Source organism: Halorarum halophilum (assembly GCF_013401515.1).
Taxonomy (GTDB): Archaea; Halobacteriota; Halobacteria; order Halobacteriales; family Haloferacaceae; genus Halorarum; species Halorarum halophilum.
The window spans coordinates 145,759-159,320 of the sequence record NZ_CP058530.1 but is presented as its reverse complement, the minus strand read 5'-3'; the positions used below and the strand labels follow the sequence as shown (position 1 = coordinate 159,320).

16 protein-coding genes are annotated in these 13,562 nt (G+C 70.6%); 4 read left to right on the top strand and 12 right to left on the bottom strand.

Annotated features, from left to right (window positions below; translation table 11 throughout):
* Positions 1-9: 9 nt before the first annotated feature.
* Positions 10-624, top strand: coding sequence for a hypothetical protein (locus HUG10_RS19100; protein ID WP_179171289.1), 615 nt, complete (start codon positions 10-12; stop codon positions 622-624).
* Positions 625-733: 109 nt separating this feature from the next.
* On the opposite strand, the gene HUG10_RS19095 is transcribed toward HUG10_RS19100, so the two are convergent.
* From HUG10_RS19095 to nikR, 6 genes are all read right to left on the bottom strand, one after another.
* Complete coding sequence (locus tag HUG10_RS19095; protein ID WP_179171288.1) at positions 734-1,435, bottom strand: YqjF family protein; 702 nt, start codon at positions 1,433-1,435, stop codon at positions 734-736.
* Between the two features lie 237 nt (positions 1,436-1,672).
* On the bottom strand, positions 1,673-2,185 hold the full coding sequence (locus tag HUG10_RS19090; protein ID WP_179171287.1) for a YciE/YciF ferroxidase family protein: 513 nt from the start codon (positions 2,183-2,185) through the stop codon (positions 1,673-1,675).
* 177 nt (positions 2,186-2,362) lie between these two features.
* A complete protein-coding gene (locus HUG10_RS19085) occupies positions 2,363-3,211 on the bottom strand; it encodes a manganese catalase family protein (protein ID WP_179171286.1) in 849 nt (282 codons plus the stop codon).
* Between the two features lie 228 nt (positions 3,212-3,439).
* On the bottom strand, positions 3,440-4,081 hold the full coding sequence (locus tag HUG10_RS19080) for a GNAT family N-acetyltransferase (protein ID WP_179171285.1): 642 nt from the start codon (positions 4,079-4,081) through the stop codon (positions 3,440-3,442).
* Positions 4,082-4,231: 150 nt separating this feature from the next.
* Complete coding sequence (locus HUG10_RS19075) at positions 4,232-4,636, bottom strand: VOC family protein (RefSeq protein ID WP_179171284.1); 405 nt, start codon at positions 4,634-4,636, stop codon at positions 4,232-4,234.
* Between the two features lie 110 nt (positions 4,637-4,746).
* Positions 4,747-5,166, bottom strand: coding sequence for a nickel-responsive transcriptional regulator NikR (gene nikR / locus HUG10_RS19070; protein ID WP_179171283.1), 420 nt, complete (start codon positions 5,164-5,166; stop codon positions 4,747-4,749).
* Between the two features lie 137 nt (positions 5,167-5,303).
* Between nikR and HUG10_RS19065 the strand changes: the two genes are divergently transcribed.
* Positions 5,304-5,675 carry a MarR family transcriptional regulator gene (locus HUG10_RS19065; RefSeq protein ID WP_179171282.1) on the top strand — a complete coding sequence of 124 codons (372 nt, stop codon included), beginning with the start codon at positions 5,304-5,306 and terminating at the stop codon, positions 5,673-5,675.
* A complete protein-coding gene (locus HUG10_RS19060) occupies positions 5,672-6,025 on the top strand; it encodes a type II toxin-antitoxin system PemK/MazF family toxin (protein WP_179171281.1) in 354 nt (117 codons plus the stop codon). Before HUG10_RS19065 ends, HUG10_RS19060 begins: the two co-directional genes overlap by 4 nt.
* A 34-nt stretch (positions 6,026-6,059) precedes the next feature.
* On the opposite strand, the gene HUG10_RS19055 is transcribed toward HUG10_RS19060, so the two are convergent.
* Positions 6,060-6,398: a CHY zinc finger protein gene (locus HUG10_RS19055; protein WP_246310328.1), complete on the bottom strand. Its 339-nt coding sequence runs from the start codon at positions 6,396-6,398 to the stop codon at positions 6,060-6,062.
* Between the two features lie 106 nt (positions 6,399-6,504).
* Here HUG10_RS19055 and HUG10_RS19050 point away from each other — a divergent pair, with 106 nt between their 5' ends.
* Positions 6,505-6,981 carry a cupin domain-containing protein gene (locus HUG10_RS19050; protein ID WP_179171279.1) on the top strand — a complete coding sequence of 159 codons (477 nt, stop codon included), beginning with the start codon at positions 6,505-6,507 and terminating at the stop codon, positions 6,979-6,981.
* Positions 6,982-7,000: 19 nt separating this feature from the next.
* On the opposite strand, the gene HUG10_RS19045 is transcribed toward HUG10_RS19050, so the two are convergent.
* The 5 genes from HUG10_RS19045 to HUG10_RS19025 all read right to left on the bottom strand — a co-directional run bounded on the left by HUG10_RS19045 (position 7,001) and on the right by HUG10_RS19025 (position 13,562).
* Complete coding sequence (locus tag HUG10_RS19045; RefSeq protein WP_179171278.1) at positions 7,001-8,290, bottom strand: CaiB/BaiF CoA transferase family protein; 1,290 nt, start codon at positions 8,288-8,290, stop codon at positions 7,001-7,003.
* 359 nt (positions 8,291-8,649) lie between these two features.
* Positions 8,650-10,308, bottom strand: coding sequence for a cobyric acid synthase (locus tag HUG10_RS19040; RefSeq protein WP_179171277.1), 1,659 nt, complete (start codon positions 10,306-10,308; stop codon positions 8,650-8,652).
* Between the two features lie 4 nt (positions 10,309-10,312).
* Positions 10,313-11,035, bottom strand: coding sequence for a cob(I)yrinic acid a,c-diamide adenosyltransferase (locus tag HUG10_RS19035; RefSeq protein ID WP_179171276.1), 723 nt, complete (start codon positions 11,033-11,035; stop codon positions 10,313-10,315).
* An 83-nt stretch (positions 11,036-11,118) separates the two neighbouring features.
* Entirely contained in the window at positions 11,119-12,471 is a 1,353-nt protein-coding gene (locus tag HUG10_RS19030; protein ID WP_179171275.1) for a cobyrinic acid a,c-diamide synthase, read from the bottom strand.
* Positions 12,468-13,562 (bottom strand): nicotinate-nucleotide--dimethylbenzimidazole phosphoribosyltransferase, encoded by a 1,095-nt coding sequence (locus tag HUG10_RS19025; protein ID WP_179171274.1) that lies wholly within the window; start codon positions 13,560-13,562, stop codon positions 12,468-12,470. The genes HUG10_RS19030 and HUG10_RS19025 overlap by 4 nt, the downstream gene beginning before the upstream one ends.

Genomic DNA, 13,562 nt, shown 5'->3' with positions numbered 1-13,562 from the left:
GCGAGATCGATGAGCACCGCCGTCCGGGAGGGGATCAAGGAGGCGGCGAGAGGGCCACCGGACTCCGACACGAAGGGGTCGTCCGGCGGTCGGGGCATCCTCGGCACCCTCACGCTCGTCGGGTTCGGCGCGGCCCTCGGCTACCTCGTCCGGTGGCGGCGGACGATGGACGGCGGCGACGAGGGGTCCGACCTGATGTCGGAGTCGATCACCGAGACGACCGAGGAGTCCACCGGCGGGCGTTCCAGGGGTCGACGCTTCCTCTCGATGCTGTTCCGCGTCGGGGCCGTCGCCGCGCTCGGCTACGCGATGAAGCGGCGGTCCGGCTCCGTCGGGGAGAACATCGACGAGGCCAGCGGCCGGACCCAGTCGGTCGCCGAGATGACGGCCAGCCGGGCCGGGTGGGCGGCCCAGCGGATCGACGCCGTCACCGACCAGGCCGCCGACCGGATTCAGCAGGTCGGCGAGGAGACCGCCGACCGCGTCCAGGAGGGCGGCGAGGACGCTTCCGAGCAGATCGAGGAGGTCGCGGAGACCACCGAGAGCGTCGCCGAGGAGGTCGAGGGCGACGAGAGCGAGGGCGAGGCGAGCGCCGAGGAGGGGAGCGAGGACGACGAGGAGTAGCGCGGGCCGTCCCGCGTCCCTCCGTGGCGGCGAGCGGGATTCGATCGTCCCCGTCGCGGGGTTTTTTTGACCGATTACCGAGCGAGCGACGACGAGGGGTGAGGCCGCCTCACCCCGTCGGCGTCCACCGCTTGTTCCTGCTGGTGACGACGTCGGTGCCGGGGGTGTAGTAGTACACGGGCTCCGTGTCGGGATGGTCGAACCCGTCCCCCTCGAAGAGCGTGTTCTGCTTCGTCGAGACGGACGCGGGGTAGAGCGTCCACCGGTCGTGTTCCACGTCCGTGTACCTGACCGCGCCGTCGTAGCCCTGCGTGTACAGCCGCCGTCGCTCGGTCAGGAACTCGGCGAGCGACCCGGGATCCGCCTCGAAGGGGTCGCCGTCCGGCCGGTAGCTCGCCGCGTAGTGGGCCGGCCGCGCGCCGGGGTGGAGCCGCCGGCTCCGGAACCGGACGCGCCCGTCGTCCACCCGGTGGTCGATCCGCGCGTAGAAGTACGGCAGGTGGTGGAGCAACCGCGCGCCGACGACGCTCGCGACCCCCTGCGCGTCGAGGCTGAAGAAGTAGGTTCCCGGCTCCCCCTCGCAGGTGGCGTACGTCCGCAGGTTCAGTTCCGGGAGGGTGACGCCGGCGGCCCTCGGGAGGCCGCGCGGCCGGACGTGGACGTTCGTGAGCGGGACGACCGAGAGCCAGCCGGTGCCGTCGTACGTCTGGACCGAGAGGGCGTCGGGCAGGTGGGCGTCGATCAGGTCGGCGTCCACGGGCCAGTTCGCGAACAGGAGGTGGCGCCAGCCGAACGCGATCGGGAGGACCATGCCGACGGTCCGAGCGGGCGCGTCTTAATGCCAGGGCAGATCGCCCCGCTCGTTCCGGTCGCGCCCTCCTCCCGGCCGCGTCAGTTGCGCTTCCCGTCCGAGTCGTTCCCGTTCGTTCGGCTCATCGCTACCGTGACCGTGCCGCCCGGGGGAGTTCGGTCTATCGGCCGTCGGCGCTCGGCCGTGGCTCGCTCCGGCAGGACGGAGTCCGCTATCGGGGGTCCCCGCCCCCGCAGCTCAGGGCGTGAGACTGTCCCAGAGGTCCTTGAGGTCGGACGCGGTGCTCAGCGCCTTCAGTTCCTTGAGCGCGGTGTCCTCGCTGTCCCGGTTCCGCTGGAGCGGGTCCGTCACGTCGTCGCCGAGGTCCAGCCGGTCGGCCATCGTCAGGAGGCTGTCGTACGTCGTGATCTCGATGCGCTCGGTCTTCATCCCCGCGCCGAGGTAGAACTGGTTGAGGAGGTCGGGGTCCGTCACGCCCTCCTCGACGATTTCCCGTTCCTCGTCCAGCGCCTCGACCACGGCGCACTGCCGTTCCTCGGGTTCGAGACCAAGCGCCCGGAAGGCCTCCTCGACACGCTCGACGTGCTGGCGCGTCTCGTCGCGGTGGTCCGCGAACCCGGTGCTGATGCGGTCGTTCGTCGCGTTCATGGCCATCTCGTCGAGGATTTCGACGAGACGGCGTTCCATGTGATACGCGCCCCGGAGTTCGTGCACGAACAGGTCGTGCATGGTGTCGAATTGCGCGGCCATCGCGGACGAACCGTCGTTCGGAACGGCGATAATCGCTCGGAGACGTGGGGTAACGGATCAGGAACCGGGGTGAACGTGGTCACGACCTGGCGCCGCTGCCACCGTCGGCCAGGGTGACCGGTCCCCGTCTCGGGGGGTCGACGCGCCCATCCGTCCGGCGTCCGTCGATCGCTCGGGTCAGTCCTCGTCCTGGGGCGCGGGCTCGTTGAACGTCTGCGGGTCGGCCTTGTCGACGTTGCGCGGCGCCCCCTCGATGTCATGCTGGGTCGTGTACGAGAACGTCCCCTCGCCGTCCGGTGACTCGCCCTCCGTCCACGGCATGCCCGGGTCGTCCTGCCGCTCCGCGTTCGTCGAGAGGAACGCGTAGTTGAACTCCTGGTTCTCCACCTCGTCCGGGAAGCTGTCGGGGATGGGATGGACGTCGAGCAGTTCCTCGGGGTCGCCGAGGCTCTTCAGGAGTTCGACCCACTGGTTCTGGTGCATGGTGTCCCGGGCGATGAGGTACTCGAGCATGTCCTTCATCCCGGGGTCATCGGTCATCTCGTGGAGGCGGGTCGCGAGGAGCCGTCCGGTCGATTCGGCCATGATGTTCGCGTACATGTCCGCCGCGAGGTTCCCGCTGGCGACGACCCAGCTCCCGTTGAATGGGACGCCGTTCGAGTCGACGGGCATCGCGTTCAGCCCCGTGGAGAGGATCTGGCGGGGCTGCATCCCGGCGAGGGTGGCGAGCCCCATCTCCCCGTCGTTGCTCACGTCCGCCAGGGAGAGCGGCGACCCCTCCAGGTTCTTGCTGACGGCGGTCGCGAGCATCTCGATGTGTCCCAGCTCCTCGGCGGCCGTGTCCATCACCATCGCGCGGTACTCGGCGTGCTCGTCGGGGATCGCCCACGCCTGGAACATGTACTGCATGGCGACGCGGATCTCGCCCTCGACGCCGCCGATCGCCTGCTGGAGCATCTTCGCGAACACCGGGTTCGGTTCCTCGACCTCGACCTCGTACTGGAGCCTGTCGTCGTGGTAGAACATGTGGGGAGTTACTCCGGGTTCGAAGCGGCCGCGAATTTCAATAAGCCTGTTCGCTGCAAGGACTACTGTACGAAAACAAGTGGACGAATGGTTACCAGCTCCCGGCACGGTCGTTGACAGTCGCCCATCAGACGGGGATGCGGTACGCCTGCGACGACCCCGAATCGGGGTCGCGCGTTCCGACTACTCGGGAACTCGAACCCTGCTCTCGGTTGGATCCCCGACCGGTCAGGCCGGATTCGCCGGCAGCCGCGAGACGGCCGACTCGTCGAGATCGAGTTCCATCTCCACAGTTCCCCCCGACACCTCGACCGTCTCGAACCCGACGTCGTCGTAGAGCGCGATAGCCGCGCGGTTGTGCCGTTCGACCATGAGCCAGACGCGCTCGACGCCGACGGTCCCCGCGTACGAGAGCAACGTTCGGAGCAGGTGCGTGCCGACTCCGGCGTTCCGGTAGTCCTGGTGGACGAAGATGGCGAGTTCGTGTCCCGCTTCGCGCTCGTCGCCCGAGCCACTCCCTACATCGCTCTCCTCGCCCGACACGAGGGTCGCGTGCCCGACGGTCCGCCCGTCGTGGCGCGCGACGACGTGGAGGCCGCATCGGAGGGCGGTCAGCCACTCGCGGATATCGTCCCCCTTCCGGGGCGGGAGCCCCTGTGCGGCGTGCTTCTCCTCGAAGTCGTCGTACATCGCGACGACGCCGTCGATCTCCTCCCAGGACGCGTACTCGATCGCCGCGAACGCGAGTTCGCGGTCCCGGCCGTCAATCGCGGTCCACGTCGGCAGCGAACGGGAGCCGACGTGGTCCCCGCTTGAAGAGGAATCCGGAGGGCGAGCATCGAATTCGGAACCGAGTAAAGCGTTCTCCATATAAGTATCCGAGTGCGAATCGCTCGAACTCGTTCATAGGTGTTCCCGTTAAAATATCACGTAGAATACCAGGTGGCGTGCGACTCCGGGTTCCGTGCGGGTGGTTCGGGGGCGATCCGTCGGGGCGGCGCCTCCGCCGCGGCGGACGGATCAGTCCGCCGAGAGGTAGGGGTTCCACGCCACCTCCCACAGGTGGCCGTCGGGGTCGGCGAAGTAGCCCGAGTAGCCGCCCCAGTCGGCCTCTCGCCCCGATTTGACGAGTTCCCCGCCCGCGGATTCGGCCTCCGCGAGGACGGCGTCGACGGCGTCCCGATCCGCGACGTTGTGGGCGATCGTGACGCCGCCGAAGCCGGAGCCCTCCGGCGACACGGTCGCGTCCTCGGCGAGCAGGTCCCGGGGGTAGAGCCCCAGCATCGCCCCTTCGAGGTCGAAGAAGGCGATGGTCTCGTCCTCGGGTCGCTCCTGCATCGGCAGGTCGAGCCCGTCGCGGTAGAACTCGATCGACCGGTCGAGGTCCTCGACGCCGAGCGTGACCAGGGTGATGTGGGGGTCCATACGGACCTGACGGCACCGTCCGCGATAACACCCACCCCAGTTTTCGAGTGCTTTCCGGAGTTTGGCCCGGGACTCCGTACCCCACGACTGGGGGTGAACCGTCCCGGCGACTACTCCAGCAGGTCGCCGCTGTCGATGGGCGTCACCGAGTAGTCCACCGTCGTCGTGTCCTGGGTCGCGCGGATCTTCCCGACGAACGTGGAGATCTCCTCGAGCGTCCCCTCGAGGATGAACAGTTCCATGCAGTTGTGGTCGCCGACGTGGCTGTGGAGGTTCGAGGCGACGAGCTCCTCGTGCTCGTGGCGGAGCTGCATCATGCGCTCCTCGACGGCGGTGCCCTCGTAGTCGAAGACGACCGTGACGATGCCCATCAGCTCCCGGTCCTCGAGTCGTTTGTCCTCGAACTCCCCGAGGAGGTTCCTTGACGCCTCGCGGAGCAGTTCGCTCCGGCCCGTGTAGCCGTGCTCCTCGGTGAACTCGTCGATGCGGTCGACGAGGTCGTCCGGCATGGACACGCTGACGACTGTCATGTATGAACTGAGGTGGTTTCGATTATTAAGGCTTAGTATTTATGGGGGTGGTCGGACGATGCCGACGCTTCTTACGTCGATCACGCTGATTTCAGCACGAACACTTACATCACCTCATACGCTACCTTCGGACAGGAATGTCGATCGACCGGGACACGTTCGAGCGTGCCAGCGAGGACGAACTCTCGGAGGCCTCCGTTCCCGAACAGGTGCTGGGCTACCTCCTCGCGAACCGCGACCGCGCGTTCAAGGCTCGCGAACTCGCCGCACGGCTTGACGTCGACGAGGGCGCGGTCAGTACGGCGCTGACGCGACTCAAGGGTCGCGACCTCGTCGAGCACAAGGCGGCCTACTGGGCGGTGACGGACGACGAGTCGCGCCTCCGCGAATACTCGGGGTACGAGCGGGCGACGGCGCTGTTCAACGATCGCCTCGGTGAGGAGGACGAGGAGGCGTGGCGGGCCCACGCCGCCGACGGTCCTCATCCGGGTTCGGAGGACGCCGAGTGACCGATTCCGGAACGAACACGGTGTACGAACCGGGGGACGTCGTATACGGCGAGGACCCGTTCAAGGGCGCCGGCGCCGCGCGTCCCTGGATCGTGATATCGAACCACGATGGGCGACCGTTCCACGGCGACCAGTACATCACCCTGACGCTGACGACGCGAACGTGGCCCGATGGACTGCTGGCGATTCCCGAAGCGGACTGGACCCACGGTGGCACGCCCACTCGGAGCTACATCGTACCGTGGGGCGTCCAGTCGCTCGACGCTGCGGACATCGACTTCTGGCAGGGGCGACTCGATCGGACGCTCGTCGACGAGGCGATCGGAGCACTGGTTGACTATCTCGGTTGACTCGACGCCAAGAGCTCGCACGACGAACCCGGCCTCACGATTCGAAGTACCGGTCCTCGTGGGCCGCACAGCCGGGGTTGAACGCCGCGTCGCAGTCCGGGCAGGAGTGGCCGCAGTCTCGGTACTCGCCGACCGTCAGTTCCGCGCCGCAGACGCCACACAGCACCGCCGGCTCGTCGAACCGTTCGCGGGGCCACGGCTCGGAGTCGTGGTCCGCGACGGTCTCGTGGCACTCGAAGCAGGGGTAGTACGCCTCACAGCAGCCGAACCGGAGCGCGACGACGTCCCGGTCGGTCCCGTAGTGGGAGCATCGAGTCTCCGGACCGACGTCGACGCCGCGGACCCGGACGCCGTGGACGGTTCGGCTGGACACGCCGGGTAGCGGTGCGCTGCGGGCAAAAGCGGTTCGACGCGCGTTCGCGGTCGGCGACGGGGACGAGGGACACCGTTTTTTCACGAACTCGTCCCACCCACCGGCCATGGAGAAGGTCGCGGTCGACGAGGTCGACACCGAACTGAACCCGATGGAGGTCCACAGCGTCCGCAAGCCCGTCTCGCGGGCGCTCGGGACGACCGACTTCGCGATGAACTACTTCGAACTGGAGCCGGGCGAGTCGTTCTCGGGCGGTCTCCACCGGCACGACGACCAGGAGGAGGTGTTCTACGTGGAGGAGGGGACCGTCACGTTCGACGTCGGGGTCGACCGCGAGTCGGTCGTCGTCGACGCCGGGGAGCTGATCCGCTTCCCGCCGGGCGAGTTCCAGACGGGGTACAACGACGCCGACGAGCGCGTCGTCGGGTGGGCGCTCGGCGCGCCGGGCGCGAGACACGACTGGGACGACCTCCAGTCGCGCGCCTACTGCCCGGAGTGCGACGCCGAGCGGACGAAGGACGTGGCGATGGCCGACGGCCGCTTCCGGCTGACCTGCACCGAGTGCGGGAACGTCCAGGAGTAGGGCCCGCCACACCGCCTCCTCAACCGTCCGACGCCTCCCCGTCGAACGCCCCTCCGTCGAACGACTCCCCCTCGAACCGGTCGCCGAGCGCGCCCGCCGCGTACAGGTCCTCGAGGTCCTCGTCGGAGTACCCCCGGTCGCGGAGCACCTCCTCGGTGTGCTCGCCCAGCAGGGGCGGGTGCCGGCGGACGGTCGTCGGCGTCCGCGAGAGGTGCATCGGGCTGCCGGGGAACTCGACCTCCCCGGCCGTCGGGTGCGACACGCTTGCGCGCATCCCCCGGGCGAGCACCTGCGGGTGCGAGAACACGTCGGCCATGTCGTTCACCCCGCTGGCCGGCACGTCGTGGGCGTCCAGGCGCTCCAGCGTCTCCGCCGTCTCGCGCCCCGCGAACCAGGGTTCCAGCTCCGCGTCGAGCGCCTCGCGGTTGTTCACCCGGTCGGTGTTGACCTCGAACCGGTCGTCCGCGTACAGGTCGGGGCGGTCGAGCGCGCGACAGAACCGCTCCCAGGTCGGCTCCGAGGCGACCGCGACGACGACGTAGTCGTCGGCCGTCTCGAACGCGCGGTAGGGGACGATCGTCGGATGCTTGCTCCCCATCCGCCCCGGTGGGTCGCCGGTGGCGAAGTAGTTCGTCGCCATGTAGGTCATCCACGCCGCCTGCCCGTCGAGCAGGCTCACGTCCACCTTCTGGCCCGTCCCGTCGCCGAACTCCCGCTCGAACAGCGCGGCCAGGATCGCCTGGGTCGCGTACATCCCGGCGCCGATATCCGCGAGCGCGACGCCGACCCGGACCGGCTCGCCCCCGTCGACGCCTGTGATGGACATCAGCCCGCCCTCGGCCTGCATCATGATGTCGTAGGCCGGGCGGTCGCGGTCCGGCCCCCACTCGCCGTACCCCGAGAGCGCGCAGTAGACGAGCCCGGGGTTCGCCTCGCGGAGGTCGGCGTAGCCGAGCCCCCACTTCTCCATCCGCCCGACACGGAAGTTCTCGACGAGCACGTCCGCCTCGGCGGCCAGGTCGCGGAACGCCTCGCGCCCCTCCGCCGTGTCGAGCGCGAGCGTGATCGAGCGCTTGTTCCGGTTCACGCTCATGTAGTAGGCGCTCTCCTCGGCGTCGCCGTACCGCGGCGGGTGCCACCCCCGCGTCTGATCGCCCGTCCCCGGCCGCTCGACCTTGACGACCTCCGCGCCGAGGTCGCCCAGTTGCATCGTACAGAACGGTCCCACGAGCACGCGCGAGGCGTCGAGCACCGTCACGCCGTCGAGCGGCCCGGCGTCCTCGGACGGGTGCTCGGCTTCTCCGACCATGGTGGATCGAGACCTCCCCGGGACAAGTGTGTCGCGTTCGAGGAAGTGGTGTCGTTTGGATGGATTCGGATCGGGGGTCCTGACGGGAAGAACACCTCGAAAGCCCCCGCGGTCTGCGCTCCCGCGGCTCGCTGTGCGCTTCGCTCACTCCCTTCGGTCGTTCGCTGCAGTGCTTGCGTCCCCGGGGTTCGCGCAGACCGCGGCCCCTTTCAGTCCTACCCAGCCGTAGCCTCACCCTCCCCAGCCTCTTGCGCTCCTCGTTCGCTTCGCTCACTGCGGTGCTCATCCCTCGAACGCATCGGCCGCGCACGAGGCGCGGCCGCCGCGCGCCGAAATCCAATCCCCACCGTGACGCTATCTCATTCGACGACCGGCCCGAGCAGCGACTCCGGATCGACGTGCTCCCGGAGCAACTCGGCGGCCGCGTCGTACGGGTTCCCCGTCTCGTCGTCGACCGGGGGACGCTCGCGCCCTGCAGCCCGGAACGTCGCGTCGACGAACCCCTCCAGCGCCGACTCGTTCTCGAACAGGCCGTGGAGGTACGTCCCCGCCGTCAGCCCCCGCGCCGCGCTGCCGGGCCCGAGCGGCCGGGAGACCGCACCCGTGGCGGTCGTCTCGCCCATGTGGATCTCGTAGCCGGACACCGTCCCGGTCGAGCCGGCGAACGGACCCTCGGCCGTGCCGTCGAGGGCCGCCTCCGTCACCTCGACGCGCTTCTCCGGCGAGAACGCCGTCTCGACGGGGAGCAGGCCGAACCCCTCGACGACGGCGCCGTCGTCGACCCCGTCCATCCCACCGAACTCGTCGGCGTCCTCGTACTCCCCCGTCCCCTCCACGTCCGCGTTCGTGATGCGCTCGCCGAGCAGCTGGTAGCCGCCGCAGAGCCCGAGGACCGGCCCCTCGAAGTCGGCCAGGCGCTCGTCGAACCCGGACGTCCGGAGCGCCAGCAGGTCGTCGACGGTGTTCTTCGTCCCCGGGAGAACGAGCGCGTCGCAGCCGTCGAGGTCGGCGCCGAGCGGGAGGTACGCGACGCGGACACCCGGAACGCGGGCGAGGGGGTCGAAGTCCGTGAAGTTCGAGACGCGGGGAAGCCGCGGGACGCCCACCGTGACCGTCCGCCCGGTCAGAACGCCGTCGTCGTCGCCGACGACCGCGAACTCCCCCTCGGCGGGGAGCGAGACGCTGTCCTCCGCCGGGAGCCCCGGGTCGTCGTGGGGGAGGACGCCGAGCACGGGGACGCCGGTCCGCTCCGTCAGGTCCTCCAGCGCCGGCGCGAGGATGGCGTCGTCGCCGCGGAACTTCGTGATCACCGCGCCGGCGACGCGGTCGGCCAGCGCCTCGGGCATCAGTTCGAGCGTGCCGACGATGCTCGCGAACGCGCCCCCGCGCTCGATGTCCGCGACGAGGACGACCCGGGCGTCGGCGAAGCGCGCGGTCTCGACGTTCGCGAGGTCGCGCTCGCTGAGGTTCGGCTCCGCGGCCGAGCCGGCTCCCTCGGCGACGACGACGTCGTGTTCGGCGGCGAGTCGCGCGTGGGCCGCCTCGGCGGCCGCGAGCGCGTCGTCCCAGTGCTCCTCGTAGTACTCGCCGGCCGGGTAGTGGGCGACGGCCTCGCCGTTCAGGACGAGCTGGCTCTCGCCGGCCCCGCGCGGCTTGAGCAGGACCGGGTTGCAGTCCGTCGTCGCGGGCGTCCGGGCGGCCTGCGCCTGGGTGTACTGCGACACGCCGATCTCGCCCCAGTCGCCGTCGGGCGTCGGGACGACGCGGCCGTTGTTGCTCATGTTCTGGGCCTTGAACGGCGCGACGTCGTCCCCCCGGTCGGCGAGCAGGCGGCAGAGCCCCGCCGCGACGGTGGACTTGCCGACGTGGCTCGCGGTGCCGACGACCAGCAGCGTCGGCGCCCGGCCGGGTTCTCCCCCTTCGTCCGACTCGGACCGCTCCTCGGATCCTGACCGCCCAGGGGGTTTGGATGGTTCGGACGGTTTTGACGACTTGGACGAATCTGCTGGACCGGTCATCCGCTCAGTACTCGGTGCCCTTCCGCGCCCGCTGGCCCTCGTCGAACGGGTGTTTCACCTTGCGGACGTTCGTGACGAGGTCCGCCGCGTCGAGCAGGTAGTCGGGCGACTCGTGTCCGCCGGTGAGGACGAGTTCGAGCCCCTCGGGCTTCCCCTCGACGAGCGCGACGAGTTCCTCAGAGTCGATCAGTCCCCGGTTGGCGGCGTACAGCGCCTCGTCGAGCAGGAGCAGGTGGACGCCGTCCTCGGGGTCGCCGTCGAGGGGGAGCGGCGCGTCGAGGTCGGCCTCCCCCGCGGCCTCTACTAGTTCACTCGTGCGCGCGAGGGCGGCCTCGGCGCGGGCGGCGTGCTCGCCGTCGTCGGTCCCGTCGAGGAAGCCGTGCCAGCCGAAGTTCCCGGTCGTCTCGTAGCTGAACCCCGGGAGCGCGGCGATGGCGTTGTACTCGCCGCGGACGGCCTCGACGCTCGCGGTTCCGCCCTTCATGAACTGAAGCAGGTGGACGCGGTAGCCGTGACCGGCTGCGCGCATCCCCAGGCCGAGCGCCGCGGTCGTCTTCCCCTTGCCGTCGCCCCACCAGGCCTGTACCAGCCCGAACTCCTCGGGGGCGGCGGGTTCGATGGCCGACGCCTCCGGGGTGACGCCCTTCCCCGGCGTGTTCGCTAATCGGTCGTCGCGCGAGCGTTCGTCGTCGCCGGGTTGCCCGTCCGAATCGTCTTGTTCGCTCATACTTGGACCTGTACAGCCAGGGTTTAGTTTCCGCCGGTCGGGGTGGTGGCCGTCGAATCGGTGGACGCGTCGGCCGCGACGACCTAGAGGGAGTCGAGCAGCGCGTCGAACGCCCCGCTCTCGGGGTGGACGTGGCAGTACGTCCCGAGCGCCCGGTGCTCGGTCAGCCCGTCGTGCTCGCCGTCGATGCCGTCGCCGCGACGCACGTCGAACGCGAACCGAGCGTCCCCCGGCACGTCGACGCTCGAGTAATGGAACTCGTGGCCGCGGAGCCGTCCGCCGGCCGGCGCCGTGAGGGTTCCATCGCGCGCTTCCAGTTCGACGTGATCGAGCGCCTGGTACCGCTCGTGCATCCGCACGTCGCCCGGCAGGACGCTGGCCATCCGCCGGGTGTCGCCGTCGACGGTCGTGAGCGACTCCGCGAGCGCCATCAGCCCGCTGCACTCGCCCAGAACCGGCAGGCCATCGGCGGCCCGGTCGGCCAGCGTCGCCAGCGCGTCGCTCGCCTCCAGGGCGTCGGCGTGGAGTTCGGGGTAGCCGCCGGGGAGGTAGACGGCGTCACAGTCGGGGAGCGGGTCGTCCGCGACGGGCGAGAACGTCCGGACGGTCGCGCGCTCGCGGAGCCGTTCGATCGTCGCGGGGTAGCGGAACGCGAACGCCGCGTCGCTGGCGACGGCGACGGTGGCGTCCACATCGTCGGCAGCCGGGGATTCCTCGACGGGGTCGGGACGCGGCGGCTCCCGCGCCAATTCGAGCAGTCGATCCGTCTCCACGTGCTCGGCGGCGGCGTCGAGCGCGTCGTCCGGGATCGGCGCCTCCGAGCCCATGTGGAGTCCGAGGTGGCGATCCGGTACGGCGAGGTCGTCGTTCGGCGGGATACGACCGACGTAGGACATATCGTCCGGGAGCGCCTCGCGGATGCCGCGCTCGTGTCGCCCGCCGTGACAGCGCTGGAGGAGCACGCCCGTGACGTCGACGTCGCGTCCGGCACGTTCGGCGTACTCGCGGAACCCGAGCGCCGTCGCGGCGACGCTCTCCAGCCCGGCGCTCGCGTCGACGACGAGGACGACCGGGAGGTCGAGCGCCTCGGCGACCATCGCGGTGCTGGAGCCGTCGCCGTCGTACAGTCCCATCACGCCCTCGACGACGCAGATAGCGGGGGACCTCGTCCCCCGAGAAGACGGGCTGTGCCCGTCGGTGCCGCCCGTCCCCCGCCAGTAGTTCCGCCGGAGGCCGTCCTCGCCCTGGAGCCAGCAGTCGAGCGTCCGCGACGGGACGCCCGCCACGGCCTCGTGGTGGCTCGGGTCGATGAAGTCCGGCCCCGCCTTCGCCGGCTGGACCGTGTGCCCCGCCGCGGCGAGCGCGTGGCAGACCGCCAGGGTGGCGACCGTCTTGCCGACGCCGGAACTGGTGCCGGCGACCACGACCCCCCTCACGGCGTCTCCGCCTCCGCGCACTCCTCGGCCCCCGCGTCGCCGGTGTCGTCGGCGTCGTCGGTGCCGCTGGCGTCGTCGGCGACCCGGTCGTACACCACCACCAGCCGGTCGCGGACGGCAGACAGCGCGTCCGCCTCCGCCGCCAGCGCGAGCGCGCCGCCCATGCCGACGCCCTCCTTCGCCTCGCCCCGGCGGTAGGCCGCCATCGCGGGATGGTCGTCGGTGAACCCGGGGTCGGTGACGACGAGGTCGAGGTCGGCGTCGGCCGCGAGGCCGGCCACGTCCGCCGAGTCGTCGGCCGCGACGAACGACGTCGTCGCGAGGGTCACTGGATCGTCGACGCCGGCGTGTCGGCAGAGCAGGCCGGCAGTCGCGAGCTGGGTCCCGCCGGCGAGGGTCACGTCGACGCCGGCGTCGAGCGCGCCGGTCGCGAGCCCCGCGACGCCGGCCAGCGTCGGGTCGCCGACCAGTTCGACCGCCCGGAGCGGGTCGCCCGCGCAGTCGCCGGGTGCGAGGTCGCTCGCTGCGAGCGCGGCCTCGACCACCTCGCGCTTGCGGTCGAGGGGGTTCTCGGGGAGCGACGAGGAGACGGCCCGGCGCTCGCCGAGCGCGGCCAGCGTGGCCATCGCCGTCGTCGTGCCGCCGGGGACCGTCTCGCCGACGACGAGGCGCTCGCACTCCAGGTCTCGGCCGCGGTCGCGGGCGGCCTCGAACACCGCTTCGGCGCCGGGGACGGCGACTCGCTCGCGGACGTCGGCGCCCGGTGCGGCGCCCAGGTCGACGGTCGGCGTACCGGTCGGTCGAGCCAGCCCGCAGTCGAGCACGAGCGTCGAGACGGGGTCGGCGGAGTTGTCGACGTCGAGCGCCTCGAGTGCCGCACGGGTGACGACGGCGGGCGTGGGACAGCCGGTCGGGCTGACCGGCACGACCGGGGCCTCGACCGACCGCCCGAGCGCGAACAGTTCCGCGTCGGCGCTCGGCGTGTGGACGCGCAGGGCGGCGTCCGCGCCGGCGGCGCTGATACCGGGGATGGCCGCCGTGTGCGTCGTCCCTGCGGCGAGCGCGAACGTCGTTCCGCCGGCTCCGTTCAT

Coding starts and splice junctions, on each gene's coding strand:
- HUG10_RS19100 (WP_179171289.1), top strand. CDS start 10: ATGAGCACCGCCGTCCGGGAGGGGATCAAGGAGGCGGCGAGAGGGCCA.
- HUG10_RS19095 (WP_179171288.1), bottom strand. CDS start 1,435: ATGGTCCTCCCGATCGCGTTCGGCTGGCGCCACCTCCTGTTCGCGAAC.
- HUG10_RS19090 (WP_179171287.1), bottom strand. CDS start 2,185: ATGGCCGCGCAATTCGACACCATGCACGACCTGTTCGTGCACGAACTC.
- HUG10_RS19085 (WP_179171286.1), bottom strand. CDS start 3,211: ATGTTCTACCACGACGACAGGCTCCAGTACGAGGTCGAGGTCGAGGAA.
- HUG10_RS19080 (WP_179171285.1), bottom strand. CDS start 4,081: ATGGAGAACGCTTTACTCGGTTCCGAATTCGATGCTCGCCCTCCGGAT.
- HUG10_RS19075 (WP_179171284.1), bottom strand. CDS start 4,636: ATGGACCCCCACATCACCCTGGTCACGCTCGGCGTCGAGGACCTCGAC.
- nikR (WP_179171283.1), bottom strand. CDS start 5,166: ATGACAGTCGTCAGCGTGTCCATGCCGGACGACCTCGTCGACCGCATC.
- HUG10_RS19065 (WP_179171282.1), top strand. CDS start 5,304: ATGTCGATCGACCGGGACACGTTCGAGCGTGCCAGCGAGGACGAACTC.
- HUG10_RS19050 (WP_179171279.1), top strand. CDS start 6,505: ATGGAGAAGGTCGCGGTCGACGAGGTCGACACCGAACTGAACCCGATG.
- HUG10_RS19045 (WP_179171278.1), bottom strand. CDS start 8,290: ATGGTCGGAGAAGCCGAGCACCCGTCCGAGGACGCCGGGCCGCTCGAC.
- HUG10_RS19040 (WP_179171277.1), bottom strand. CDS start 10,308: ATGACCGGTCCAGCAGATTCGTCCAAGTCGTCAAAACCGTCCGAACCA.
- HUG10_RS19035 (WP_179171276.1), bottom strand. CDS start 11,035: ATGAGCGAACAAGACGATTCGGACGGGCAACCCGGCGACGACGAACGC.
- HUG10_RS19025 (WP_179171274.1), bottom strand. CDS start 13,562: ATGAACGGAGCCGGCGGAACGACGTTCGCGCTCGCCGCAGGGACGACG.